This is a genomic window from Streptomyces sp. NPDC002926 (genome assembly GCF_053591755.1).
Genome location: NZ_JBSFUK010000002.1, coordinates 275,389 through 300,404 on the forward strand (window position 1 = coordinate 275,389; position 25,016 = coordinate 300,404).

Below are 25,016 nucleotides of genomic sequence, written 5' to 3' on the forward strand. Positions count from 1 at the left end.
GGGCGTCCGTTAGCGTAGTGCTTCCGCGGCGCCTGAGGAGATAAGGGTACGTTGAGCAATTCTGCCGACTTCCCCAAGGGCCGGTTCACCGCTGCGACGGAGAGGGAGAGGGGCGAAGTCCGATGAGGGGTGGTGGCTGGGTGACGGGCAAGACGGTCCGGCTGCTGACGGCTGCTGTCTTCGCTCTCGCCGGGCTGATCTTCGTCACGAGCTTCAACACCGCCAAGGGCACCAATATCCGTACGGACGCCTCGCTGCTGAGGCTCTCCGACCTGATCGAGCAGCGCAGCACCAAGAACGGTGCTCTCGATGAGTCCACCGCGGCGGTACGCGACGATGTCGACGCCCTTGCCCGGCGCGACGACGGCTCCACCAAGGCCGAGGACCTGAGGCTGAACGCCCTGGAGCAGGCCGCGGGCACCAAGAAGATCAGCGGGCCGGCCGTCACCGTCACCCTCAACGACGCCCCGCCGAACGCACAGGCCGCCCCCGGCTACCCCGAGCCGCAGGCCAATGACCTGGTGATCCACCAGCAGGATCTGCAGGCCGTCGTCAACGCCCTGTGGAAGGGCGGCGCCAAGGGCATCCAGGTCATGGACCAGCGGCTGATCTCCACCAGCGCCGTGCGGTGTGTGGGAAACACGCTGATCCTCCAGGGCCGCGTCTACTCTCCGCCGTACAAGATCACCGCTGTAGGTGACCCGAGTGCCCTCAAAAAGGCGCTCACCGTCTCCCCGGCGATCCAGAACTACCAGCTGTATGTGAAGGCCTACGGTCTCGGCTGGAAAGTCGGCGAGCATGAGGCGGTGACTCTCCCCGGCTACTCGGGCACAGTGGATCTCCACTACGCGAAGCCCGTGGGGTAGTACCGGGCTGGGCTGGGCAGTGCTTGGGGGAGCCGGTGTCGGTGCGTCTGATCGTCAGGACCTTCAGCGAACTCTGCATCACCGTCGGCACCTTGATCATGCTCTTTGTGGTGTACGTGCTGTTCTGGACCGGTATCAAGGCCGGCAGTGCCACGGACAGCCAGATCGACCAGCTCCAGGACAGGTGGTCGCAGGGTCCGTCCGCGGCTCCCGCGCCCGATCGCACAGTGACTCCCGGCCCGAAGGCCTACGAGGACGGAAAGCCTTTCGCGGTCATGTACATCCCCCGTTTCGGCACGAGCTGGGACTGGCCTGTTCTGGAGGGCACCGAGGTGCGTACCCTCCACAAGGGCCTCGGCCACTACACCTCCACCGCCGCGCTCGGCGGCAGCGGCAACTTCTCGGTCGCCGGCCACCGCCGCACGTACGGCGACCCGTTCAAGGACTTCCCGAAGCTGCGTCCCGGGGACGCGGTCGTACTGACGGACGGTACGACCTGGTTCACGTACCGCATCGACAAGAGGCCCTACCGGACCGTGCCGAGCGATGTCGGCGTCATCGACCCCGTCCCGGGCAAGTCCGGATTCGACGGCCCGGGACGCTATCTGACGCTGACCACCTGCGATCCGGAATGGGGCAGCAGCCACCGGCTGGTCGTCTGGGCGCATCTGGACGCCACCCAGCCTGTGACCGACGGCAAACCGGAAGCTTTGCGCAGCTGACCCATGTACCTCTGCAGCCCTTTAGTCTGGTGCGGTACCGAACGGAAAGGGACAGCATGTACGGCTGGATCTGGCGGCATCTGCCGGGCAACGCATGGGTGCGGGCGTTCATCTCGCTCGTGCTCGCTCTCGCGGTCGTCTACGTGCTGTTCCAGTACGTCTTCCCGTGGGCGGAGCCGCTGCTCCCGTTCAACGATGTGACGGTCGACGGGGCGGGGGCGGCCCGATGAGCGCACGCATCCTCGTCGTCGACAACTACGACAGCTTCGTCTTCAACCTCGTCCAGTACCTGTACCAGCTCGGCGCCGAGTGCGAGGTCCGGCGCAATGACGAGGTCGAACTCGCGCACGCGCAGGACGGTTTCGACGGCGTACTGCTGTCCCCCGGTCCCGGAGCGCCCGAGCAGGCCGGTGTGTGCATCGACATGGTGCGGCACTGCGCGGACACCGGGGTTCCGGTCTTCGGCGTCTGCCTGGGGATGCAGTCGATGGCGGTGGCGTACGGCGGTGTGGTGGACCGGGCCCCCGAGCTGCTGCACGGCAAGACCTCGCTGGTCACGCACGAGGGCAAGGGCGTCTTCGCCGGGCTGCCCTCGCCGTTCACCGCGACCCGCTACCACTCGCTGGCCGCCGAGCCGGCGGATCTGCCGGACGAGCTGGAGGTCACGGCGCGGACGGCGGACGGCATCATCATGGGGCTGCGCCACCGTGAACTGGCCGTCGAGGGCGTGCAGTTCCACCCCGAGTCGGTCCTCACCGAGCACGGCCATCTGATGCTCGCCAACTGGCTGGAGCAGTGCGGCGACACCGGGGCGATCGGCCGTTCGGCGGGGCTCGCACCGGTGGTGGGCAAGGCCTTGGCGTGAGCGCCGCAGGCCCTGAGGACGGGTACGACCCGCTGACGGACCCGCTGCCGCCGGGGGAGCACGGCTCGCCGTGGTTCCGGGCGCCGGGCGTTCCGGAGCCGGAGGAGCCGCAGCCGCAGCCTCAGGAGTGGTCCGGATACGGCCAGTACGACGTGGGCGATCCTGAGGGCTATCAGCGGGACTGGTACGTACAGCCGGAGCCGATTCCAGCGCCGCAACGACCGTCCGCGCTGCAGCCAGTGTCCGCGCCGCCACCGGAGCCCGCGCCGATGCAGGCGACCGGCCCGATGCCCGTACCGGACGACGAGACCGTCGCGCTGCGTACGTCGGACACGCGTCGCGCGGCAGAGACTCCTGCCGGTCCAGGGCGGGCCGAGCGCCGCAAGGCGGCCAAGGGCGGCCGGGGCCGTAGGCGGTCTCAGCCCGCTGCCGCCGCTGCCACCGCCTCGGCCGACTCCGGGTCCGGGTCCGCCAAGCCTCTTTCGCGTGTCGAGGCCCGCCGTGCCGCGCGTGCGCTCAAGGACAGCCCCGCCGTCATCGCCAGCCGTGCCATCGGCGAGCTCTTCATCTCCTTCGGCGTGCTGATGCTGCTGTTCGTCACGTACCAGCTCTGGTGGACGAACATACGCGCGGGGCAAGAGGCCGGCCAGGAGACGAACAAGATCCAGGACGACTGGGCGAAGGGCCGTAAGCCCGGCGTGTTCGAGCCCGGCCAGGGCTTCGCCATCATGCACATCCCCAAGCTGGATGTGGTCGTCCCGATCGCCGAGGGCATCAGCAAGCACAACGTCCTCGACCGCGGCATGGTCGGTCACTACGGCGAGGGCAAGCTCAAGACCGCGATGCCCGCTGACAAGTCGGGCAACTTCGCGGTCGCGGGGCACCGCAACACTCACGGTGAACCGTTCCGTTACATCAATCGTCTCAACCCGGGGGACCTGGTCGTCGTTGAGACTCAGGACGCGTACTACACGTACAAGACGGTGCGTACCCTCCCCCAGACCTCGCCGTCGAACGTAGGAGTGATCGGTCCCGTGCCGGCCGGCTCCGGATTCACCGAGCCGGGCAGGTACATCACGTTGACGACGTGTACACCGGAATTCACGAGTACGTATCGATTGATCGTGTGGGGCAAGATGGTCGAGGAACGGCCGCGCAGCAAGGGCAAACCCGATGCGCTTGTCGGCTGAACGCTGTGGGACTTCAAGACGGGAACAGGTGCAGTGTCACGTGCGCGTAGCCGGATCGCCGGCGCCATCAGTGTCTTCGGCGAACTGCTGATCACCGCGGGCTTGGTGCTGGGGCTCTTTGTCGTCTACTCACTGTGGTGGACGAACGTTCTCGCCGACCGTGAGGCCTCCAAGCAGGCCAACCGGATGCGCGACGGCTGGAACGGCGCTCCTGGCGCGCTCGACACCAAGGGCGGCATCGGCTTCCTCCACGTGCCCGCCATGAACAACGGCGAGGTGCTCGTGCGGGAGGGCACCGACACCAAGAGCCTCAACAACGGCATCGCGGGCTACTACGCGGACCCGATCAAGTCGGCGCTCCCCTGGGACAGCAAGGGCAATTTCACGCTGGCCGCGCACCGGGACGGGCACGGGGCGAAGTTCCACAACATCCACAAGCTGAAGAACGGCGATCCGATCGTCTTCGAGACCCGGGACACCTGGTACGTCTACAAGGTCTACAACGAGCTCAAGGAGACCTCCAAGTACAACGTCGATGTGCTGAGGCCGGTCCCGAAGGAGTCGGGGAAGTCGAAGCCGGGCCGCTACATCACGCTGACGACGTGCACGCCCGTCTACACCTCGGACTACCGCTACATCGTGTGGGGCGAGCTGGCGCGTACGGAGAAGGTCGACAAGGACCGTACGCCGCCGGTGGAACTGCGCTGACAGACCTCCTTGAAGGACACCAGTCGTTCCAGGCCGACCGGGGCCCGATGTCGCAACTGCCTTTGCGGCTTCGGGCCCTTTCTGTGCCGCGTCGGCTATCCGAGTGCGTTCAGCGCCGTGCCCGCGCTCCAGGCCTCCAGCAGCCCTCGGTGTACCGCGGTGACACCGCCCTCGGCTGAGATGTTGAGGGCGTCCCGGGTGAACGGGCACGTCGCTACGTAGAGCGCGACGTCGGCCTTGTGCAGCACCTTGGCGGCCCCGAGGAACTTCTGGACGTCGGGGCTCGTCACGGAGTTGTGGGGCGCGAACCTCTTGCACTGGACGACGACCGGTCGTCCGTCAGGGGTACGCCCGGTGATATCCACGCCCCGGTCACCATGACCGCCTCGTACGACGACGTCGGTGCAGCCGTCGCGGCGCAGCAGGCCGGCGATGTGCTCCTCGAACTCGGAGCCGTTCATGGCGTCGATGGCGGCCGTGACTCCGGCGAGTGGCCGGTCTTTCCGTGGGCCTTCGAGCCGCCGCAGCCGAGTGTGGTGGTGGCAGAGTCTGCGCTCGACGCGTTGGATGTCCTGGCGTAGGGCGATAAGTTCCTTTCGGTGTTCGCCCGAATTCTCGATGAGGGCGTTGAACATGGGGACGACGGCCGTGCCGAGGATGTGGCTGATGCGCCGGTCGATGTGGTCGTCGAGGGAGTCGGCGGGACTGTGGACGGAGTTGTCCACAGGTGCGGTGCAGGCCATGTACTCCATGTCGAGGAGGTACGTGCGCACCTGACGTGCGACTTCGCTGTCGCGGAGGAGCATGGCGACGTTGAGGACCGCTCGACGTGGCCAGATGGCCATCCCCGAACGGGGCTGTGGATAACCTTCACGATAGGAGCTCAGCGTGAGTTCCTTAAATTCCTGCAGCTCAGCGCCGCGCAGGACCCGTAGACCGTTTGCCTCGAGCTCTTCACGGTGCCGGCTGAGAAGGTTGTTGATCACAGTCTCGGCGACCTCGAAGTAGGCGGCGACCATCGCCGTCGTCACATGTATGCCATCCGGCAGCAGCGACAGCGCCTTGACCCTCTCAAGCACTTCTGTCCGCGCGACCACACCCTCGCGCAGCGACCTCGACTCCAGCAGTACAGCTTCGTTGAGCACGTGCCCGCCCCTGTCTACTCGTGTAACTGGCGCTGCGGCGGTGGAGCCTGAGTCCCCGCCCCATCCGGCCCAACGAGTCAGGACATATGAAGACACGACCGATGGTCGAGAACGTGCGCGACGTGGTCGACGGCACAGGCAGAAGCCCCGGCACCCTTGGTCGGGTGCCGGGGCTCTTCCGTACGGAATACGGGGCGCGGAGGGGCCGCTAGCCGAAGATTCCCCCGTTGCCGCCGCCGTTCCGGCCACCGCCGCCGTCACCGGCGATGGTCCTCACATTGACCTGCTGATTCGGCGTCGCAGGCTGACCGGCCTGCGGGTCCTGGATGATGACCTTGGCGTTGTCGTCGCTCGGGCCGTCGACGGTGCCGAGCTGCAGTCCCGCCTGGGCGAGGAGCTGCTTGGCCTGGCCGAGCGTCTGGTTGAACAGCTGGGGCACCTGGGCGGTCTGCTGCGGTGGTCCCTTGGAGACCTTCAGCGTGACCGTGGCTCCCTTGGCGGCCTTCGAGTTGCCCGGCGGGTCCTGCTCGGTGACCTGACCCGCGGGCTGCTCCGCGTCGATGTCGTTCCGGACAACCGTGAACCCGAGGGTCTCCAGCTGGTTCTTGGCGGCGTCGAACTGCTGGCCCACGACCGGAGGTACGTTGATCTTGGTCTGCTTAGCCACGGTGAGGGTGACCGTCGAGTTCTTTTCGGCCTGAGAGCCGCCCTGTGGGTCCTGGCTGAGCACTGTGCCCGGCTCCCGGTCGGACTCGATCTCCTTGGTCTCGACCTTGAAGACCTTGCTCACCAGGATGTCCGTCGCCTTGTCGACCGGCTTGTCGGTGACGTCGGGGACCTCGATCTTGGGGGCGCCCTCGGAGACGACGACCTGGACCGTCTCTCCTTGATTCATTTTGCCGTCTTTGGGGGTCTGGCTGCAGATGCTGTTCTTCGGCTGGTCGCACCGCTGAGTGCCCGACTTGGCGATCTTGACGCCCGCGTTGATCACCAGCTGTTCGGCTTCCGGGTACGGCTTGCCCACGAGCAGCGGCACCGGCACCTTGCTGCTGCCGTCGGTGCCGCCGAAGACGGACTTGCCGATCAGTACCGCTCCGACCAGCACCAGGATGCCCGCGAGTACCAGCAGGATCGTGGAGGTGTTCGACTTCTTCTGGCGGCGACGGTCCGGGCGGTCGTCATAGCCGCCGTAGCCGCCGTCGTCCGGGTTCACCGGCGGGAGCATCGAGGTCTGGCCCGCCGGGTCGGTCTGGCGCAGTGCCGTGGTCGGCTGGTCGTCCGGGGCGTAGCCGCCGTAGCCGGCCGCGCCCATCGCCGCCGTCGCCGCGACCGGCTGGCCGTCGAGGCAGGCCTCGATGTCGGCGCGCATCTCGTCGGCCGACTGGTAGCGGTAGTCGGGGTCCTTGACCAGCGCCTTCAGCACGATCGCGTCCATCTCGGGCGTGATCTCGGGGTCGAAGTTGCTGGGCGGCTGCGGCTCTTCCCGTACGTGCTGATAGGCGACCGCGACGGGAGAGTCCCCGACGAACGGCGGCCTGACCGTCAGCAGCTCGTAGAGCAGACAGCCGGTGGAGTAGAGGTCGGAGCGGGCGTCGACCTGCTCGCCCTTGGCCTGCTCCGGGGAGAGGTACTGGGCGGTGCCGATGACGGCCGCGGTCTGCGTCATCGTCATTCCGGAGTCGCCCATCGCGCGGGCGATGCCGAAGTCCATGACCTTGACCTGGCCGGTGCGCGTCAGCATGACGTTCGCCGGCTTGATGTCGCGGTGGACGATGCCGGCGCGGTGCGAGTACTCCAGTGCCTGGAGGATGCCGATGGTCATCTCGAGCGTGCGCTCGGGCAGAAGTCTGCGCCCTGAGTGCAGCAGCTCTCTGAGCGTGGACCCGTCGACGTACTCCATCACGATGTACGGGATCGAGACCCCGTCGACGTAGTCCTCGCCCGTGTCGTAGACCGCGACGATCGCCGGGTGGTTGAGCGAGGCGGCCGACTGGGCCTCACGGCGGAACCGGGCCTGGAAGGACGGGTCACGGGCAAGATCGGCCCGCAGCGTCTTCACGGCGACGGTGCGGCCGAGCCGGGTGTCGTGGGCGAGGTAGACCTCCGCCATGCCACCACGGCCGAGCACCGAGCCCAGTTCGTACCGGCCGCCCAGGCGACGCGGCTCTTCCATAGCTGTTCCAGCCCTCTCCGTCAGTCCCGACCGCACCCGTGTGTGGTCCGGCGGTGTGCTGTTCGCGCATACGCTACCGGGCACGCCGTACCTGATCCGCCCGTGACGGTCACCTGATACCCGACCGGTATCGCAATGTGCAGGTATGGACGCCGGACGTGATCCGCGTCACTTCTTGCTGTCCAATACCGCCTGCATCACGTCGCGGGCGATGGGACCGGCGAGACCGCCGCCGGTGATGTCGTCGCGAGAGGTGCCGCTGGAGTCCTCGACGACGACGGCCACGGCGACCGGCGATCCGCTGTCGGTCTTCGCGTACGAGATGAACCAGGCGTACGGCCGCTTGCTGTTGTTCTCGCCGTGCTGGGCGGTACCGGTCTTGCCGCCGACCTTCACGCCGTCGATTTTGGCCTTGCCGCCGGTGCCGCTCGGGCTCTCGACGACGTTCTCCATCATCTGCTGGAGAAGCTGCGCGTTCTTCGGGGAGAGCGGGCGGCTCATCTCCTGCGGCTCGTTCCTCTTGATGACTTCGAGGTTGGGCGCTTCCAGCCGGTCGATCATGTACGGCTTCATCAGCTTGCCGTCGTTGGCGATCGCCGCGGAGACCATGGCCATCTGGAGGGGAGTGGTGGCGGTGTCGAACTGACCGATGGAGGACAGCGCGTTACTGGAGCGGTCCATCGTCTTGTTGTAGACGGAGGAGGCCGCGCGCACCGGGGTGTCGATCTCGGGGTTGTTGAAGCCGAACTTCTGCGCCGTCTCCAGCATCTTGTCCCGGCCGACCTTGTCACCGAGCTTGGCGAAGACGGAGTTGCAGGAGACCTCGAGCGCCTTCATCAGGCTGGCGTTCTCGCAGCCGTTGGCGTGGTTGACCATCGGCGTGCGCGTGTTGGGCAGGATGTACGGCTCCGGGGTGTCCGTCGCCGCGTTGATGTCGTCGATCTCGCCGTGCTCCAGCGCGGCGGCCGCGGTGACCACCTTGAAGGTGGAGCCGGGCGGGTAGACCTCGCGCAGCGCGCGGTTGAGCTTCGGCTTTTCCTTGTCCTTCTCGAGGGCGTTCCATGCCTTCTCGTCCTTGCCGGAGTAGCCGGCGAAGGTGGAGGGGTCGTAGGAGGGAGTGGAGGCCAGTGCGAGGATCTTGCCCGTCTTGGGGTCGATCGCTGCGACGGCGCCCTTCTTGGAGCCGAGGCCCTTGTATGCGGCCTTCTGCGCGGCGCCGCTGAGGGTCGTGACGACGTTTCCGCCCTTCTTCTCGTCGCCGGTGAACATCGCCATCGTGCGGTCGAAGAAGAGCTGGTCGGAGTTGCCGGTGAGGATGCCGTCCTCGAGCTTCTCGATCTGGTTGGCATCGAATGCCTGGGAGGCGTACCCGGTGACAGGGGCCCACATGGGGCCGTTGACGTAGGTGCGCTTGAACTTGAAGTCGGTGTCGTTGGTCTCGACGGAGCCGGTGATGGGCTTGCCGTCGACGATGATGTTGCCGCGCTCGGCGGCATACCGCTCGATCAGGACGCGGCGGTTCTTCGAGTTCGTGTTGAGGTCGTCGGCCTGGACGTACTGGAGCCAGTTGGTGCGCACCAGCAGGGCAAGGACGAGGAGTCCGCAGAAGATCGCGATCCGGCGCAGGGGCTTGTTCACGGTCGGACCACCTGGGTCATCTCGGCGTCGGGGGACGGAGCGGGAGCCGGCGCGGGACGGCGCGCGGTGTCGCTGATACGGATCAGGATGCCGATCAGCGCCCAGTTGGCGATCACGGACGAACCGCCGTACGCCACGAACGGCATGGTCATTCCGGTGAGCGGGATGAGGCCCATGACACCGCCGGCGACGACGAAGACCTGGATGGCGAAGGCACCGGAGAGGCCGATCGCCAGGAGCTTGCCGAAGGGGTCGCGGGCGGCGAGGGCGGTTCGTACGCCGCGCTCCACGATCAGGCCGTAGACCAGCAGGAACGCCATCATTCCGGCCAGGCCCAGCTCTTCACCGAAAGTGGAGAGGATGAAGTCGGAGTTTGCGGCGAAGCCGATGAGGTCGGAGTCGCCCTGGCCGAGGCCGGTGCCGAGGGTGCCGCCCGAGCCGAAGGACATCAGCGCCTGGCCGATCTGTTCGCTCTGTGCCCAGGTCTTCTCGGCGAACGGGTTGAGCCAGAAGTCCACGCGCTGCTGGACGTGCGGCTCGAAGGAGGCGACGCCGACCGCGCCGACCGCGGACATCAGCAGACCGAAGACGATCCAGCTGGTGCGCTCGGTGGCGACGTACAGCATGATCACGAAGAGGCCGAAGAACAGCAGCGAGGTGCCGAGGTCGGTCTCGAAGACCAGGATGAGGATCGACATCGCCCAGACCATCAGGATCGGTCCGAGGTCACGGCCGCGAGGCAGATACAGGCCCATGAAGCGGCGGCTGGCCAGCGCGAGGGCGTCCCGCTTCACCATCAGGTAGCCGGAGAAGAAGATCGCAATGATGATCTTCGCGAACTCGCCGGGCTGGATGGTGAAGGGACCGAGGCTGATCCAGATCTTGGCGCCGTTCACCGCCGGGAAGAACACCGGCAGGATCAGCAGGATGAGGGCTGCCGCCATCGAGATGTACGTGTAGCGCTGCAGGATGCGGTGGTCCTTGAGCAGGATGAGTACGCCGACGAAGAGGGCGATGCCGATCGCGGAGTACATCAGCTGCTTGGGGGCGTCCGGGCTGAAGCCTCCGAAGAGCTTCTCGGCGCGCTGGATCAGCCGGGGCGACTGGTCCAGTCGCCAGATCATCACCAGTCCGAGGCCGTTGAGCAGTGTGGCCAGCGGAAGCAGCAGCGGGTCGGCGTACTTGGCGAACTTGCGCACCGCGAGATGGGCCACACCGGCGAGCAGGCCGAGCCCGATGCCGTATCCGAACACTCCGGCAGGCAGTTTGCCGTCGAGTGCGAGTCCCACGTTGATGTACGCGAACACCGGAATGACGACTGCGAAGGCGAGCAGCATCAGTTCGGTGTTGCGGCGGCTCGGTGCGTCGATCGCGCCGATCGTGGTGGTGTTGGTGACAACGCTCATGGTGGAGAAGGCCCCTTACGGCCGATTACTGCTTTCCGCAGTTCGAGGCCAGCTTCTGCTCCTCCTCCGAGAGGGTGGGACCCGGAGAGGGAGTGGCTGCGGTCGGCTTGGTCTTGGCGTTCTGGGTGGTGGGCTTGCCGGTGGTGCCACCGGCCTCGCCCTCACCGGGCGGTGGAGTGCTCGCGCGGTCGGCGGCGTCGCGGCGCTGCTCGTCCTTCTTGCAGGCAGTGGCCTGGTCGGCGAGTTCCTGGACCTTGGTGCGCGCCTTGTCGAGGCTGTCCTCGGTGATCGTCGCCTCGACCTGCTTGCGCTGGTAGGGCGGGAGGTACTTGAGTTCGATCTCGGGGTGGTCCTTCTGGACCTTCGAGAGTGAGACCCAGGCGAGGTCCTGGCTGATGCCCTGGTAGAGGGCGACGTGCTCGTTCTTGGAGCCGACGAAGTACTGGGTCTGGGTCCAGCTGTAGCCGCCGTACAGACCGCCGCCGAGGACTGCCAGCGCGAGCACGGTGTACAGAGATCTCTTCAGCCACCTGCGGCGGCCGCGGGGCTTGATGAAGTCCTCGTCGGAGTATGCGCCGAAGCTGCCCTCGGGCGGCATTCCGCCGTAGCCCATGCCGTCGCCGCTGCCGGGCGGGCCGAAGCCGCCGGAGGACTGCGGCGGGAGGGGGCGGCCGAGGCCTGCCGCGCGGCCCGCCGGGGTCTGCATGGCGCCGCCGTCGTTCAGCTGGAGCTGGTTCTCGGCGACCGCGCCGACGACGACCGGGGTGTCGTTGAGCTGTCCGGCCAGGGTGTCGTTGGAGTCGGTGTCGAGGACGTCCGCGACGATGCAGGTGATGTTGTCGGGGCCGCCGCCGCGCAGTGCGAGCTGGATCAGCGCCTGCACGGTCTCCTGCGGGCCCTGGTAGTCGGCGAGGGTGTCTTCCATCGTCTGGTGGGAGACCACGCCGGACAGTCCGTCGGAGCAGATCAGGTACCGGTCGCCGGCGCGGACCTCACGGATGGAGAGATCGGGCTCGACATGGTCGCCGCTGCCCAGTGCGCGCATCAGCAGGGAGCGCTGCGGGTGGGTGGTGGCTTCCTCTTCGGTGATCCGGCCCTCGTCGACCAGCCGCTGCACCCAGGTGTGGTCCTGGGTGATCTGCGTCAGCACGCCGTCGCGGAGCAGATAGGCGCGGGAGTCGCCGACGTGGACGAGGCCGAGTCGCTGGCCGGTCCACAGCAGGGCGGTGAGCGTGGTGCCCATGCCCTCGAGCTGGGGATCCTCCTCGACCATCAGCCGCAGCTGGTCATTGGCACGCTGTACGGCCGTGCCGAGCGAGGTGAGGATGTCCGAGCCGGGCACGTCGTCGTCGAGCGTGACGAGTGTGGAGATGACCTCCGAGGAGGCGACCTCGCCGGCGGCCTGGCCGCCCATGCCGTCGGCAATGGCCAGAAGGCGGGGGCCGGCGTAGCCGGAGTCCTCGTTGCCCTCCCGGATCATGCCCTTGTGCGACCCGGCGGCGAAGCGCAGAGACAGACTCATGCGCACCTCGCCCGTCGGCTCGGGGTACAGCCGGTCTCGAGCCACACTGCCCACCCTCCGGTCGGGAGCCCGTCCCGGTCCGCTGTCGGGACCGCTGCGGCTCGCTCGCTCCGCTCGCTCATTGTCGTACTACTTCCGCAGCTCGATGACGGTCTTGCCGATGCGGATCGGCGCGCCCAGCGGAATCGGTGTCGGGGTGGTGAGTCGGGTCCGGTCGAGATATGTGCCGTTGGTGGACCCGAGATCCTCGACGATCCACTGGCCGTCACGGTCCGGGTAGATCCTGGCATGACGGCTGGACGCGTAGTCGTCGTCCAGCACGATTGTGGAGTCGTGTGCCCGGCCCAGGCTGATGGTCTGGCCCTGCAGCGCCACCGTGGTGCCCGTGAGGGTGCCTTCGGAGACGACGAGTTTGCTGGGCGAACCACGGCGCTGGCGGCCTCCGCCGCCGCCGGCCTGCTGGCGCTGCTGCGGTGGCGCAGCAGCCTGGCGCGCCTGCTGCGGACGGGCGTCGGCATTGCGGCGTGAGCCGCGTTGCGTGACGCGCGTACCGAACAGGTCGCTGCGAATGACCTGAACGGCCACGATAACGAACAGCCACAGTACGGCCAGGAAACCTAGCCGCATGACCGTCAGGGTCAGCTCTGACATTGCCCCCGCTTCACCCTTCGGCTTGCCGGTAAACGATGGTGGTGCTGCCCACGACGATCCGCGAGCCGTCGCGGAGCGTAGCGCGGGTGGTGTGCTGCCCGTCTACCACGATGCCGTTGGTAGACCCGAGATCCTGGATCGTCGAGGGCGTTCCGGTCCGGATCTCACAGTGCCGGCGCGAGACGCCGGGATCGTCGATCCGCACATCGGCGTCGGTGCTGCGACCCAGCACCAGCGTCGGGCGGGAGATCTGATGGCGGGTGCCGTTGATCTCGATCCAACGTCGTACTTGGGTGCTCGGCATCGGTCCTGGACCGGGTGCCGGGCGTCGGTCCGCGACGGGCGCGGGGCGGCCGGCGCCCGGAGGGGGCGCGGCCGGCATGGGAGGTGCGGCAGTGGGCGGGTAGCCGTAGCCGCCGCGGGCGCCGCCCTGGGGGGCGGCGGGACCGGGGGCTGCCGGAGCCCGCTCCGGCGACTGTGACGTACTCGACGCGAGAGTGCGGCTGCGCACGCGGTACAGACCGGTGTCGAGGTCGTCCGCTTTCTCCAGGTGGACCTTGATGGTGCCCATGAAGGTGTAGCGCTGCTGCTTGGCGTAGTCGCGGACCAGTCCGGAGAGTTCGTCGCCGAGCTGGCCGGAGTACGGGCTCAGGCGCTCGAAGTCGGGCGCGCTGAGCTCGACGATGAAATCATTGGGCACGACGGTCCGCTCGCGGTTCCAGATCGTCGCGTTGTTGTCGCACTCGCGCTGGAGTGCGCCGGCGATCTCGACGGGCTGGACCTCGGACTTGAACACCTTGGCGAAGGTGCCGTTGACCAGACCTTCGAGTCGCTGCTCGAACTTCTTCAGGACTCCCATGAGGCACCTCCTCCGTCGTTGCCGTCCTGGTACTGCTTACTGATCGTATCCACGCGTCGGGAAATCGGCTGGTTCCCCTTGTCTGCCCCATCGATGAGTGTCACCTCTCACACGGATCGTAGAGGCGGCCTCCTGCCAGTGTCCCGCACCCAGGGTGCACCCATGAGGAGCGGGGGGTTGCCGCCTCCGTTCCCTCTGTTCGCCGACCGGGTCTGCCAAACAATCGGATGTGAATCCACCCTGTGCCGCGTGCTAATCTTCTCGAAGTCGCCAGGCGCTCACACCGGACAGGTGGGGGCGGGCGGCAACACCCAATGCGCGGGTGGCGGAATAGGCAGACGCGCTGGATTCAGGTTCCAGTGCCCGAAAGGGCGTGGGGGTTCAACTCCCCCCTCGCGCACAAAGAGAAACCGACGAAACGGGTCTCTACCAGTGACGAAAGTCCTGGTGGGGCCCGTTTCTCGTTGTTTCGGAGCACGTGGCTGCCCGGGCGCGGAGCGGTTCGGGCGTTTTACGTGAAAGAGACCACATCGTGGCATACCTCACGATGCGGGCCCTGATCTTCAGATGATGCTCATCCGGTGCGACTGGAGCTGATCGCCGGCCGGTGCGAGGTGGCCGGTGGGGGCCGACCCGGCGGCTGGTTCTCCGCCTGTGGTGTCTGCCCTTCCTGGTCGCCGTGCTCGAAGGCCTGCCAGTGCCCGGCGCCCTCTGCGGGGCTGCGGCGGCGGGGACGGTGACGCTGCGCCGACGGCATGCCGTGACCGTCCGGCCTGTCCGTGCTGCTGAAGCTCACGCGGAGCGGCATGGTCATCCACCGGTACGCGGAGAAGGGCCCCAGCCGGCGCGGCAGGGCGGTGCTCAACGGCCTGGGCGCTCTGCTCACGGGTGTCCCGGCATTCGTCGTCACTGCGGTCGGCGACGGTTACGGTGCTTTGACCGAGCGGGTCATCGCCATGACGCCGGCCGCGCAGACCGAAGGCATCGTGCTCGACCCGATCTGCACCGGACGCGCGACTGGCCGGCCTGGTCGCCGCAACCGAAGCCGGCGACATCGTCCCAGGACAGCGCACGATCCTTCTGCACTCGGGAGGTCTTCCCGGGCTCTTCGGCCACCCGGCCACGCTCGCGCGGGCAGCAGCCGCGCTCACCGCCGGAGGCTGGTTCGTCCGCGCGGGCCGTCGGCCGCGAATACCTGCTCCGGGCGGCCGCTGCGGGATCAATTGCTCCATATGTACGCAGCGGTGGGGAATCCTAACGAGTTCATGATGCCTGTCCCCCTATCGGAGTCGTGCTGCTGCGCAGGTGCCGCGGCTTACGCTCGCGCCGTGTTCAACGTGACAGCAGTTCTCAAACGGCTGGTCATCGGCCGCGCCATGCGCAGTGAGGAACTGGGCGAGACGCTGCTGCCCAAGCGTCTCGCCCTGCCGATCTTCGCTTCCGACCCGCTGTCCTCGGTGGCTTATGCCACCCAGGAGATCCTGCTGGTGCTCACCCTTGGCGGGCTGGCCTATCTGCATTTCACGCCGTGGATCGCGGCCGCGGTCGTCGCGCTGATGACGGTGGTGGTGCTCTCCTACCGCCAGGTCGTGTACGCCTACCCGAGCGGCGGCGGATCGTACGAAGTCGCCTCGACGAACCTGGGCCCCTCCGCCGGTCTGGTGGTCGCCGCCTCGCTGCTCGTCGACTATGTGATGACCGTGGCCGTCTCGGTCGCCTCCGGGGTCGACAACGTCATTTCGGCCGTCCCCGCCCTGGTCGACTACCGGGTGGTGATGGCGCTGGTCTTCGTCGCCGTCCTGACCGCGATGAACCTGCGCGGGGTGCGCGAGTCCGGCCAGGCGTTCGCCACCCCGACGTATCTGTTCATCGGCGGGGTGCTGATCATGGTCGGCACGGGCCTGTTCCGCTATCTGCTCGGCGACGCACCGGTGGCCGAGAGCGCCGCGTACGGCATCAAGCCGCAGCCCGGGGACGCGAGCCTGACCGGGCTGGCCCTGATGATGCTGGTCCTGCGCGCCTTCTCCAGTGGCTGTACGGCACTGACCGGTGTGGAGGCGATCTCCAACGGTGTGCCGGCGTTCCGCAAGCCCAAGTCGAAGAACGCGGCGGCCACCCTGGCCGCGATGGGCATCATCGCCATCACCATGTTCGTCGGCGTCACCACCCTCGCCATCGTGTCCAAGGTGCACATCACCGACGACGCCTGCCGGCTCACCGGTCTGACCGACTGCTCCTCGTACACCCAGCGCACCGTCATCGCCCAGCTCGCCGCCGCCGTCTTCGGCGGCGAGAACAGCGTCGGCTTCTACTTCATCCAGGCCGCCACTGCCCTGGTCCTGATCCTCGCCGCGAACACGGCCTTCAACGGCTTCCCGCTGCTCGCCTCGATCCTTGCCCAGCACCGCTATCTGCCGCGCCAGCTCCACAACCGTGGCGACCGGCTCGCCTTCTCCAACGGCATCCTCGCCCTGGCGGTCGTGGCCGGTCTGCTGCTGTGGGCGTACAAGGCGAATGTCACCAGCCTCATCCACCTCTACATCCTGGGCGTGTTCACCTCCTTCACGCTCTCCCAGACGGGCATGGTCCGGCACTGGAACCGTGAGCTGCGCACCGAGATCGACCCGGTGCTACGCCGCCGCCACCACGTCGCCCGTGTCATCAACGCCACCGGCGCGGTCACGACCTTCCTGGTCCTGGTCATCGTGCTGGCCACCAAGTTCACCCAGGGCGCCTGGCTGGCAGTACTCGCCGCGATCGTGCTCTGGGTGATGATGCGGGGCATCCGCCGTCACTACGACGCCGTCGCGGCGGAAATGGCGGTCACCGACCCGCGCAGCGAGATGATGCCGCCCTCCCGCGTACTGGCCATCGTGCTGGTTTCCACCATCCACAAGCCCACCCTGCGAGCACTGGCCTACGCCCGCGCCTTCAGGCCCGACCATCTGGAAGCACTCACCGTCGCGGTCGACCGCGACGCGGCTCTCGAGCTCCAACGGCAGTGGGAGAACTACGAGATCCCGGTACCGCTCAAGGTCCTCGACTCCCCGTACCGCGAGATCACCAGATCCGTCCTGGAGTACGTGCGCTCGATCCGGCGCGAGAGTCCGCGGGACGTCGTCGCCGTCTTCATCCCCGAGTACGTCGTGGGCCACTGGTGGGAGAACCTGCTGCACAACCAGTCCGCGCTGTGGCTCAAGAGCCGCCTGCTCTTCACCCCTGGGGTCATGGTGACCAGCGTCCCCTGGCAGCTCACCTCCTCCGCCCGAGCCGACCACCCCGCCGCCCGTGCCCCCGGCTCCGTCCGCCGCGGAGAACCCACCACGCCCGAACAGAGCGAAGACGTCAGCACGCATCAGTAACCGGGCAGGCTTCAGCCGCGCGACGTTCGTCGCTGCCGCGTACGACGAAAGTGGGCCGTGCGCAGCGGGGTTGGCTGCCTAGAGTTCGGGCGTGGACGCGTCATCGAAGTTGCGGGCGGGCTGGCAGTGGCTGGCGGCGCCCGAGTTGTGGTCGCGGCGACGGACCGCCGGCGAGGCGGTGCTCGCGCTGGTGCTCGGCCTCATGGCGGCAGGGACCGAGGAACTGCTGGGCGGCGAAGGGCTGCAGCTGCTCGCCGTGGGGGCGGCGGCCGCGGTGCTGTCGCTGCTGCGACGGCGGATGCCCGCGCCGGTGCTGCTGGTGGCAGCTGCGCTGGGGCCGATTCTGAGCGGTTTCGCCGCGCTGCTGATGGTCGTGGGGTGGTCGGCGGGTCGCAGGATCGTGGGCGCCGGGCGGACGCTGGCGGCGTTCACCGTCGCGTACGTCTTCTGTGTCGCCTCCACTCTCGTGGACGTCTGGTCGCAGCAGGCACCGCTGAGCTTCGTCCTGTTCACCACTCTGTACTTTCTGGCGACGACGGTTGTGCCGGGTCTGGCCAGCCGGTACTGGACGCAGCGCAGGACCCTGCTGCATGCGCTGCAGGAGCGCAATGCCCAACTGCTGCGTGAGCACGCGATGGTGGCGGGGCAGGCGCGGCTGCGTGAGCGGCAGCGGATCGCGCAGGACATGCACGACAGCCTCGGCCACCAACTGGCGCTGATATCTGTGCACACAGGGGCGCTGGAGGTGGACCGCGAGCTGACGCCGCGGCAGCGGGAGGCGGTAGGGGTGCTGCGGGGCGCCTCGGTGACCGCGATGCACGAGCTGCGTGAGGTCGTCGGGATTCTGCGGGACGGGGTCGAGGGGCCCGCGCCGGTGGACGAGCCGGGGCGGTCCGCGCGCGGAACAGCCGGGATCGAGGGGCTCGTCGGGGCGGCGCGGGTGGCGGGGAACACCGTGGAGCTGCGGCGTACGGGCGAGGTGCGGCCGCTTGCCGCGGCGGCCGATCATGCGGCGTACCGCATCGTGCAGGAGGCGCTGACCAATGCGTACAAGCACGCTCCCGGCGCGCCGATCGGTGTCGAGCTGCGGTACGAGCCCGACTCGTTCGTCGTCGAGATCGTCAATGGGGCTGCTGGGGGCGTGACGCAGGGCGAGGTGGTGAGCGGCGGACAGGGGCTGACCGGACTGCGTGAGCGGGCGCGGCTGGTCGGCGGCATGGTGCATGCGGGGCCGGCGGACAGTGGGGGCTTCCGGGTGGCGGGCGTGCTGCCCTACGGGGTGGTGGAGGCGGCGCCGTTCGTCGCCGCGGAGGACGACTTCCGCCAGCAGTCGCCGAAGGCCGCGCTCGGGGACGGTGCTTCCGTCATGGACTGGACCGTCTCCGAGCGGGAGCAGGCGATAGGCGGCCGTGGCCGGAGCAGCGGTTGGGCACTGGGTTGCGGAATCGCGCTGGCCGCTGTGCTGGTGCTGGCGGCGGCGGGCGTCTTCGGGCTGTTCTTCCTGGTGAGCTCCGTGAACAAGGGGATGATCGACCCGGGAGAGTACGAGCGAGTACAGATCGGGGCGGACGAGGACGAGGTCCGCGACCGGCTGCCGAGCGGGGACACGATCACGACGACCGGGCTGGCCGGAACGGGTCCGAGAGAGCCGGAGGGTTCTGAGTGCCTGGTGCTGATGTCTTCCGAGGTGGGGCACAACGTCGACACCGAGCCGGTGTTCCGGTTCTGCTTCAAGGGCGGCAAGCTGATCGAGAAGAAGGCCTATGAGGCCAGCCGGTAGGCGCAGCGAGGTGCGGGGTGGAAGTGGGGGTGGCTGTGACGGGGTCGCTGATCCGGGTCGTCATCGCTGATGACGAGCCGCTGATAAGGGCCGGGATCCGGATGATCCTCACCTCGGACCGCGAGATCGAGGTCGTTGCCGAGGCGGCGAACGGCCGTGAGGCGATCGATCTGGCCCTTTCGCACAGCGCCGATGTGGTGCTGCTCGATATCCAGATGCCGGTGATGGACGGGCTCACCGCCTTGGGGGAGCTGCGCAGGACTCTCCCAGCGGCGCGGGTGATCGTACTGACGACCTTCGGCGAGCGGGAGAACGTACTGCGAGCGCTGGAGGGCGGGGGCGCGGGGTTTCTGCTGAAGGACACGGCGCCTGCGGAACTGATCCGAGCGGTGCGGGCGGCCGCCGCGGGCGATGCGTATCTCTCTCCCGGCGCGACCCGGCATGTGGTGGACCAGCTGTCCTCGGGCCGGGCGGCGGCGCGCGGTGAGGAGGCACGGGCGCGGGTCGCAGGGCTGAGCGGGCGCGAGCGGGAGGTGCTGGCGCTGCTCGGGGAGGGGCTGTCCAACGCGGACGCCGGTCGGCGGCTGCATATGAGCGAGGCGACGGTGAAGACGTACGTGAGCCGGATCCTGGCAAAGCTCGAGTGCGAGAACCGCGTGCAGGCGGCGCTGCTGGCGCGCGACGCGGGGCTGTGAGCGCTGGGTCGCGACGCGGTACGGGGCGGTGACCCGCGGATGCTGATCGCCGGACGTTGATCGCCGGACGTTGATCGGGGCGGTCCGTGAGCGACGTTTCACGTGGAACATCCGTGCTGGCTGCTTCACGTGAAACGCCCGCGGAGGTGCCTCGGTTCATCCCCCGCGGGCGCTTGTGTTCGGTGCGCGCGATCAGGCGGCGAGGCGCGCGGCCAGCTCCTTGCCCTTCTGGGTGGCCTCGTCCAGTGCCTTGGTGCGGGAGGCGTCGGCGAGCGGGATGAGCTCAGCCATTTCCGGCCTGGAGTGAGCCAACGTCAGCTCGGGGACGATGAAGTCGACCTCGGCGCCGAGCATGCCGGTGAACACCTTCTCCAGGTAGTTCTGGACGAACTCGAAGTCCTCGCGCGGGGTGCCGGGGGCGTAGGAGCCGCCGCGGCTGGCGACGACGGTCACCGGGGTGCCGGCCACCGGGCCGTCGGGGACGCTCGCGTTGTGACCGACGACGATCACCTGGTCAAGCCATGCCTTGAGGGTCGAGGGGATCGTGAAGTTGTACATCGGTGCGCCGATCAGCACGGCGTCTGCCGCTTCGAGCTCGGCGGCGAGCTCGGCGCGCAGGGGGTTGTCGATGCCCGCGGAGACGGCGGCGATGTCCAGATGGGGCAGGGGGGCGGCGGCGAGGTCGCGGTAGACGACCTTGCCTTCGGGGTGCTGCTCCTGCCAGGCCTGGACGAACGCCGTGGTGATGTCGCGGGAGGCCGATCCCTGGGGGAAGACGGCAGAGTCGAGATGCAGCAGCGTGGCCATGAGGTGCTCCAGGGAGAGTTGCGAGGGTACTGAAATTCCGTATGCAGCTATGGATAGCATAGTCACTTATTTTTAGTAAGTCCCTGGGGTTGGCGCAGTACTCTGAGGGCATGGCTGAACACAGTGACGATGCGTGCAAGAAGGTCGATGGGGGCATCACGCGCGTCTTCGAGCTGCTCGGCAAGCGCTGGACCGGGCCGATCGTCTCGGTGCTTATGCAGCACGCGGTGCACTTCGCCGAGCTGAGGCGAGCCATTCCGGGGATCAGCGAGCGCATGCTCTCGGACCGGCTGGCCGAGCTGGGCGCGGCGGGGCTGGTGGTGCGAGAGGTCGACGAAGGGCCGCCGCTGAGGGTCGCCTACCGGCTGACCGAGGCCGGGGCCGCGATGGAGCCCGCGCTCAAGGAGCTGGCGCTGTGGGCGGAGACGTATCTGGGACACAGCGGCGCGAACGGCTGCTGAGCCCGATCGGGGCTGCTCCCCGCGTTATCCACGTTGTCCACAGGGGGAGACGGTCGTGACCGGCAGCGGTACGGTCTCTGGTAGTTGATGTTGAAGTCTTACAACGGGGAGGCACCGCGTCATGAGCGAGGCTGGGACGGTGACGCCGGTGCAGCGACCGGAGTCGGGCGGCGGCGGGGCAGATTCCAGCCACGGACGCATTCCTGTGGTGGCCGGGTTTGCGCGGCGCACGGCGGACGGGACGGCTGCAGCCCCCGGTACTGCGCGGTCGCCGAAGGCGGAGGGCAAGGCGCTTCGGGACAGGATCCCGCGGTCCTCGCACGACTCGCTGGTGCTCGCCGTGGAACGGCCCGGTGCGGTCCAGGCCGTCGAGGAGTCGAGCCGGGGCCGGGTGCCGGAGCTCACACCGATACGGGTGGGCCGGATGACCGCCACCCCCTTCGCCTTTCTGCGCGGCTCGGCCGGGCTGATGGCCCACGACCTGGTGGGCACACCGGTCACCGGGGTGGGCGCGCAGATCTGCGGTGATGCGCACGCGGCGAACTTCGGGCTGTACGGCGACGCGCGCGGCCGCCTCGTGATGGATCTGAACGACTTCGACGAGACCGTCGTCGGCCCGTGGGAGTGGGACCTCAAGCGGCTCGCGGTCTCACTCGTGCTGGCGGGGCGTGTGGCAGGCGCGGACGAAACCGTCTGCCGGGCGGCCGCGTTCGACACCGTTGGGGCGTACCGGCGCACCATGCGGCTGCTGGCGAAGCTGCCGTCGCTGGACGCGTGGAATGCCATCGCCGACGAGGAGCTGGTCTCCCACACGGACGCGCGGGATCTGCTCGGCACCCTGGAGCGGGTCTCGGCGAAGGCTCGGAACAACACGAGTGCGCGCTTCGCCGCCAAGGCGACGGAGGAGTGCGGCGACGGCGGACGGCGCTTCGTGGATGCGCCGCCGGTGCTGCGGCGGGTACCGGACGCGGAGGCGGCAGCCGTTGCCTCCGCACTCGCGGAGTACCTGGCCACCGTGTCGGAGGACCGGCTGCCGCTGCTCGCGCGCTACGCGATCCAGGACGTGGCGTTCCGGGTGGTGGGGACCGGGAGCGTCGGCACCAGGTCGTATGTGGTGCTGCTGCTCGACCACCGGGGCGAAGCGCTGGTGCTCCAGGTGAAGGAGGCGCGGGCCTCGGCGCTGGTGCCCCATCTGCCGGCCGCCGGGTTCGCGGTCGCGGATGCGGAGCACGAGGGGCGCCGGGTGGTGCTCGGCCAGAAGCGGATGCAGGTGGTCAGCGACATCCTGCTGGGCTGGACGACGGTGGACGGACGGCCGTTCCAGGTGCGGCAGTTCAGGAACCGCAAGGGCAGTGTGGACCCGGCGGCGCTCGCTCCTGACCAGGTCGACGACTACGGGCGGATGACAGGCGCGCTGCTGGCCAGGGCGCATGCGCACAGCGCCGACCCGCGGTTGATCGCCGGGTACTGCGGCAAGAACGAGGAGTTCGACGAGGCGGTCGCCGGCTTCGCCGTAACCTACGCGGACCGTACGGAGGCGGACCACGAGGAGCTTCTGGCGGCGGTCAAGAACGGTCGGATAGCCGCTGAGCTGGGGGTGTGACGGGGGACTCCGCCACGCCCGTAGGCTGGACGGGTGACCGAGGATGCACCCGGGGGGCCGACGACCCGGAATGACGAAGAGCAGGACGCGCAGACGCGGCCCGAGGCCCGGCTGGACAAGGCGGTGCGCGCGGCCGAGCAGGCGCTGATCGAGTTCGAGATCGCACTGGAGACGTTCCGGGTGGAAGTGGAGAACTTCTCCCGACTGCATCACCAGAAGCTCGGTCCGATGTACGCGCGCCTGGACGAGCTGGAGGCCCAGATCGCGGAGGCCCGGGCCGCAGCCACCGGCGACCCGGAGGATCTGCGCAAGGCACAGGAAGCGCGGGCCATGGTGATGCCCATGCCCGGGGTCGACGAGCTCTTCCACGACTGGATGGACTCCGACGGCCTGTCCCCCGAGGCAGCCGCGATGCTGAACGATCAGCCCGTACGGGCGCCGAAGCGGGTGCGGCCGAGCGAGGAGGCCCGCAAGCTCTACCGTGAGCTGGCGCGCAAGGCGCATCCGGACCTGGCCCAGGACGAGACGGAGCGGGCGCGGCGTGATGAGTTCATCACGCGGGTGAACGCCGCGTACGCGCTCGGGGACGCGGCCATGCTGCGGGAGCTGGCCGAGGAGTGGGCGGCCGGGCCCGTGCCTCCTGAGCAGCAACTCAGTGAGAGCGAGGAGCTCTATGCCCGGCTCGAGTGGCTGTCGCAGCGCAAGGAGCTGCTGACCGAGGTCGCCCGGGAGCTGGAGGAGAGTGCGATCGGCGCGATGCTGCGGATGGCGCCCGACGACCCGGACCGGCTGCTGGAGGAGATCGCCGAGCAGCTGCTGGCACAGGTCGCCGAGCGTGAGGCGGAACTGTCCGGAATGGTGCAGTAGGTTGCCCGAGGCTTCTCAGAAAGCCTCTGACCCTGCTGCGAACGCACGAGAGAAGGCATGACCCATGAATTTCGCCCCACTGCCCTCGGTGGACGTCGCGGCGGTACCTTCCGGCGGCCTGGTGCTGGATGTCCGGGAGAACGACGAATGGGCGTCCGGGCATGTCGAGGGCGCGCTGCACGTCCCGATGAGCGACTTCGTGGCCCGCTTCGGTGAAGTGACCGAGGCAGTGGCCGACGGCCGCCGGGCGTATGTGATGTGCCGCGTCGGCGGCCGGTCCGCGCAGGTCACGCAGTATCTGGTGCAGCAGGGCATCGATGCCGTGAACATCGACGGCGGCATGCTCGCCTGGGAGGGCGCCGGGCGTCCGATGGTCACTGACAACGGCGGCCCGGCCTCCGTCCTCTGAAGCTTTGCCGGCCGTGCGTCGGCGATCCGCTAGCCGAGGGGATGGGCGGCCAGCAGATCGCCGAGGGCCTCCTCATGGGCCGCGGCCGGACCGAGTGAGAGCTCGAGCTGCTTGGCCCACGCGTGGTAGCGGTGCAGCGGATAGTCGGTGTCCGCGCCGAAGCCTCCGTGCAGATGCTGTGCGGTCTGGACGACGCGGCGTACACCCTCCGAGGCCCAGATCTTCGCCACCGCGACGTCGCCTGCCACAGGCAGCGGACCGCCGACCCCGGGGTCACGGGGCGACGGGGCCAATCTCCAGGCCGCCTGCCAGAGGGTCGCTTCCATCGCGCGGAGATCGATATAGCGGTCGGCCGCCTGGACTGCGACGGCCTGGAACGTCGCGACCGGGAAGCCGAACTGCTCGCGTTTGCCGGTGTACGCACTCGTCATGGAGAGCACGCCCTCGCCGAGTCCGAGCGCGAGTGCGCAGGTCCCGGTGGCGAGGAGCTGGCGCAGCCAGTCCCAGGCGCCCTCGGCGTCGATCAGTTCGCTGCTGTCGATCCGCACGGAGTCCAGGCTGACCTCGGCGAAGCGCTCGCCGCTGGTGGAGATCTGCTCGGCGAGAGCGATACCTTCCCGGTCCCGGGGGACCAGCGCGAACACGGCACGGCCCTCATCGGTGTGTGCCGGTACGGCGATCCGGTCCGCGGCTTGCGCCCAGGGCACGCCAGTCTGCACGCCTTCGAGCACCCAGCCGTCCCTGTGCTCGCTGTCCGGGCGTGCGGTGACGGCGAGCTCGGCGGGGTCATGGCCGGTGCGGCCGTTGGCGCCGACGGTCAGCACCAGCTCGCCGCGGCCGATCCGGGGAAGGATCTCGTCGCTCAACTCCGCCCTGCCGTAACGCTCAACGGCCATGGCGACCGCGCTCGTCTCCAGCAACGGCACCCGTGCCAGCACCTTCGCGGACTCGCGCAGTACCAGGCAGAGCGCTATGGGGTTGAGACCGGCCCCGCCGTGGTCCGGCGACAGAACCAGACTCAGCAGATCGGTGTCCGCGAGCTTGGCCCACAGAGGTCTGTCGAACTCCTCGGCCACCGCGCCCGGAGTGAGCGCGGGGCTCGGCACTCCGTCCGGCGCGACGCCCGAGAAGACCGCCTTCGCTGCCTCGACGGCCGCCTGCTGCTCCTCGGTGAAGGTGAAGTCCACTGCCTGTCCTCCCACGCACCGGCGCTGCCCGAATCAGTTCCTGACGGACCGTCAAGATAGAACACGTTCTTGAAAAAGAACACAGCCCTGAAAGGAACAT

General features: G+C 68.4%; 22 protein-coding genes and 1 tRNA gene. 14 read left to right on the plus strand and 9 right to left on the minus strand.

The features are described 5' to 3' along the window. The first annotated feature begins 122 nt into the window (after positions 1-122). The 6 genes from ACWDZ6_RS04545 to ACWDZ6_RS04570 are packed head-to-tail and all read left to right on the plus strand — an operon-like array spanning position 123 to position 4,351. Entirely contained in the window at positions 123-866 is a 744-nt protein-coding gene (locus ACWDZ6_RS04545) for a DUF881 domain-containing protein (protein ID WP_451501640.1), read from the plus strand. Between the two features lie 35 nt (positions 867-901). Beyond that, complete coding sequence (locus tag ACWDZ6_RS04550; protein ID WP_451501641.1) at positions 902-1,588, plus strand: class E sortase; 687 nt, start codon at positions 902-904, stop codon at positions 1,586-1,588. Between the two features lie 56 nt (positions 1,589-1,644). Beyond that, entirely contained in the window at positions 1,645-1,818 is a 174-nt protein-coding gene (locus ACWDZ6_RS04555) for a hypothetical protein (protein ID WP_307662312.1), read from the plus strand. After that, on the plus strand, positions 1,815-2,453 hold the full coding sequence (locus tag ACWDZ6_RS04560) for an aminodeoxychorismate/anthranilate synthase component II (protein ID WP_326651169.1): 639 nt from the start codon (positions 1,815-1,817) through the stop codon (positions 2,451-2,453). Before ACWDZ6_RS04555 ends, ACWDZ6_RS04560 begins: the two co-directional genes overlap by 4 nt. Continuing rightward, positions 2,450-3,643: a class E sortase gene (locus ACWDZ6_RS04565; protein ID WP_451501642.1), complete on the plus strand. Its 1,194-nt coding sequence runs from the start codon at positions 2,450-2,452 to the stop codon at positions 3,641-3,643. Before ACWDZ6_RS04560 ends, ACWDZ6_RS04565 begins: the two co-directional genes overlap by 4 nt. Before the next feature lie 33 nt (positions 3,644-3,676). Next, positions 3,677-4,351: a class E sortase gene (locus tag ACWDZ6_RS04570; RefSeq protein ID WP_389180070.1), complete on the plus strand. Its 675-nt coding sequence runs from the start codon at positions 3,677-3,679 to the stop codon at positions 4,349-4,351. Between the two features lie 95 nt (positions 4,352-4,446). Here the strand turns inward: ACWDZ6_RS04570 and ACWDZ6_RS04575 are convergent, their stop codons facing one another. From ACWDZ6_RS04575 to ACWDZ6_RS04605, 7 genes are all read right to left on the minus strand, one after another. Then, the gene (locus tag ACWDZ6_RS04575; RefSeq protein ID WP_451501643.1) at positions 4,447-5,496 is read right to left on the minus strand and encodes a restriction endonuclease; all 1,050 of its coding nucleotides are present in this window, start codon (positions 5,494-5,496) and stop codon (positions 4,447-4,449) included. Between the two features lie 208 nt (positions 5,497-5,704). Continuing rightward, positions 5,705-7,669, minus strand: a complete 1,965-nt coding sequence (pknB, locus tag ACWDZ6_RS04580) for a Stk1 family PASTA domain-containing Ser/Thr kinase (protein WP_451501644.1) — start codon at positions 7,667-7,669, stop codon at positions 5,705-5,707. Between the two features lie 168 nt (positions 7,670-7,837). Continuing rightward, the gene (locus tag ACWDZ6_RS04585) at positions 7,838-9,307 is read right to left on the minus strand and encodes a peptidoglycan D,D-transpeptidase FtsI family protein (RefSeq protein ID WP_389180079.1); all 1,470 of its coding nucleotides are present in this window, start codon (positions 9,305-9,307) and stop codon (positions 7,838-7,840) included. Further along, positions 9,304-10,713 (minus strand): FtsW/RodA/SpoVE family cell cycle protein, encoded by a 1,410-nt coding sequence (locus ACWDZ6_RS04590; RefSeq protein WP_389180081.1) that lies wholly within the window; start codon positions 10,711-10,713, stop codon positions 9,304-9,306. Before ACWDZ6_RS04590 ends, ACWDZ6_RS04585 begins: the two co-directional genes overlap by 4 nt. Positions 10,714-10,738: 25 nt before the next feature. After that, the gene (locus ACWDZ6_RS04595; protein ID WP_451501645.1) at positions 10,739-12,235 is read right to left on the minus strand and encodes a PP2C family protein-serine/threonine phosphatase; all 1,497 of its coding nucleotides are present in this window, start codon (positions 12,233-12,235) and stop codon (positions 10,739-10,741) included. 129 nt (positions 12,236-12,364) lie between these two features. Beyond that, on the minus strand, positions 12,365-12,886 hold the full coding sequence (locus ACWDZ6_RS04600; RefSeq protein ID WP_351453879.1) for an FHA domain-containing protein FhaB/FipA: 522 nt from the start codon (positions 12,884-12,886) through the stop codon (positions 12,365-12,367). 10 nt (positions 12,887-12,896) lie between these two features. Next, complete coding sequence (locus tag ACWDZ6_RS04605; protein ID WP_366731445.1) at positions 12,897-13,745, minus strand: DUF3662 and FHA domain-containing protein; 849 nt, start codon at positions 13,743-13,745, stop codon at positions 12,897-12,899. A gap of 316 nt (positions 13,746-14,061) precedes the next feature. On the opposite strand from ACWDZ6_RS04605, the gene ACWDZ6_RS04610 reads away from it, so the two are divergent. The 4 genes from ACWDZ6_RS04610 (at position 14,062) to ACWDZ6_RS04625 (ending at position 19,582) form a co-directional block, all read left to right on the plus strand. Beyond that, positions 14,062-14,145, plus strand: a tRNA-Leu gene (locus ACWDZ6_RS04610). 928 nt (positions 14,146-15,073) lie between these two features. Further along, positions 15,074-17,107, plus strand: a complete 2,034-nt coding sequence (locus tag ACWDZ6_RS04615; protein WP_451501646.1) for an APC family permease — start codon at positions 15,074-15,076, stop codon at positions 17,105-17,107. Positions 17,108-17,198: 91 nt separating this feature from the next. Next, complete coding sequence (locus ACWDZ6_RS04620; protein ID WP_451501647.1) at positions 17,199-18,887, plus strand: sensor histidine kinase; 1,689 nt, start codon at positions 17,199-17,201, stop codon at positions 18,885-18,887. Positions 18,888-18,922: 35 nt separating this feature from the next. Next, positions 18,923-19,582, plus strand: a complete 660-nt coding sequence (locus ACWDZ6_RS04625; RefSeq protein ID WP_451501910.1) for a response regulator transcription factor — start codon at positions 18,923-18,925, stop codon at positions 19,580-19,582. A 192-nt stretch (positions 19,583-19,774) separates the two neighbouring features. Here the strand turns inward: ACWDZ6_RS04625 and ACWDZ6_RS04630 are convergent, their stop codons facing one another. Continuing rightward, entirely contained in the window at positions 19,775-20,389 is a 615-nt protein-coding gene (locus ACWDZ6_RS04630) for an FMN-dependent NADH-azoreductase (RefSeq protein WP_451501648.1), read from the minus strand. Between the two features lie 110 nt (positions 20,390-20,499). On the opposite strand from ACWDZ6_RS04630, the gene ACWDZ6_RS04635 reads away from it, so the two are divergent. The 4 genes from ACWDZ6_RS04635 to ACWDZ6_RS04650 all read left to right on the plus strand — a co-directional run bounded on the left by ACWDZ6_RS04635 (position 20,500) and on the right by ACWDZ6_RS04650 (position 23,729). Continuing rightward, positions 20,500-20,850, plus strand: a complete 351-nt coding sequence (locus ACWDZ6_RS04635; RefSeq protein ID WP_451501649.1) for a winged helix-turn-helix transcriptional regulator — start codon at positions 20,500-20,502, stop codon at positions 20,848-20,850. 121 nt (positions 20,851-20,971) lie between these two features. Next, positions 20,972-22,453 (plus strand): DUF2252 domain-containing protein, encoded by a 1,482-nt coding sequence (locus ACWDZ6_RS04640; protein WP_451501650.1) that lies wholly within the window; start codon positions 20,972-20,974, stop codon positions 22,451-22,453. Positions 22,454-22,486: 33 nt separating this feature from the next. Next, the gene (locus tag ACWDZ6_RS04645) at positions 22,487-23,320 is read left to right on the plus strand and encodes a J domain-containing protein (protein WP_451501651.1); all 834 of its coding nucleotides are present in this window, start codon (positions 22,487-22,489) and stop codon (positions 23,318-23,320) included. Between the two features lie 64 nt (positions 23,321-23,384). Further along, on the plus strand, positions 23,385-23,729 hold the full coding sequence (locus tag ACWDZ6_RS04650; RefSeq protein WP_351452808.1) for a rhodanese-like domain-containing protein: 345 nt from the start codon (positions 23,385-23,387) through the stop codon (positions 23,727-23,729). Positions 23,730-23,758: 29 nt separating this feature from the next. Here ACWDZ6_RS04650 and ACWDZ6_RS04655 read toward each other — a convergent pair whose 3' ends face one another. Further along, on the minus strand, positions 23,759-24,916 hold the full coding sequence (locus ACWDZ6_RS04655; RefSeq protein ID WP_451501652.1) for an acyl-CoA dehydrogenase family protein: 1,158 nt from the start codon (positions 24,914-24,916) through the stop codon (positions 23,759-23,761). Between the last annotated feature and the right edge of the window lie 100 nt (positions 24,917-25,016).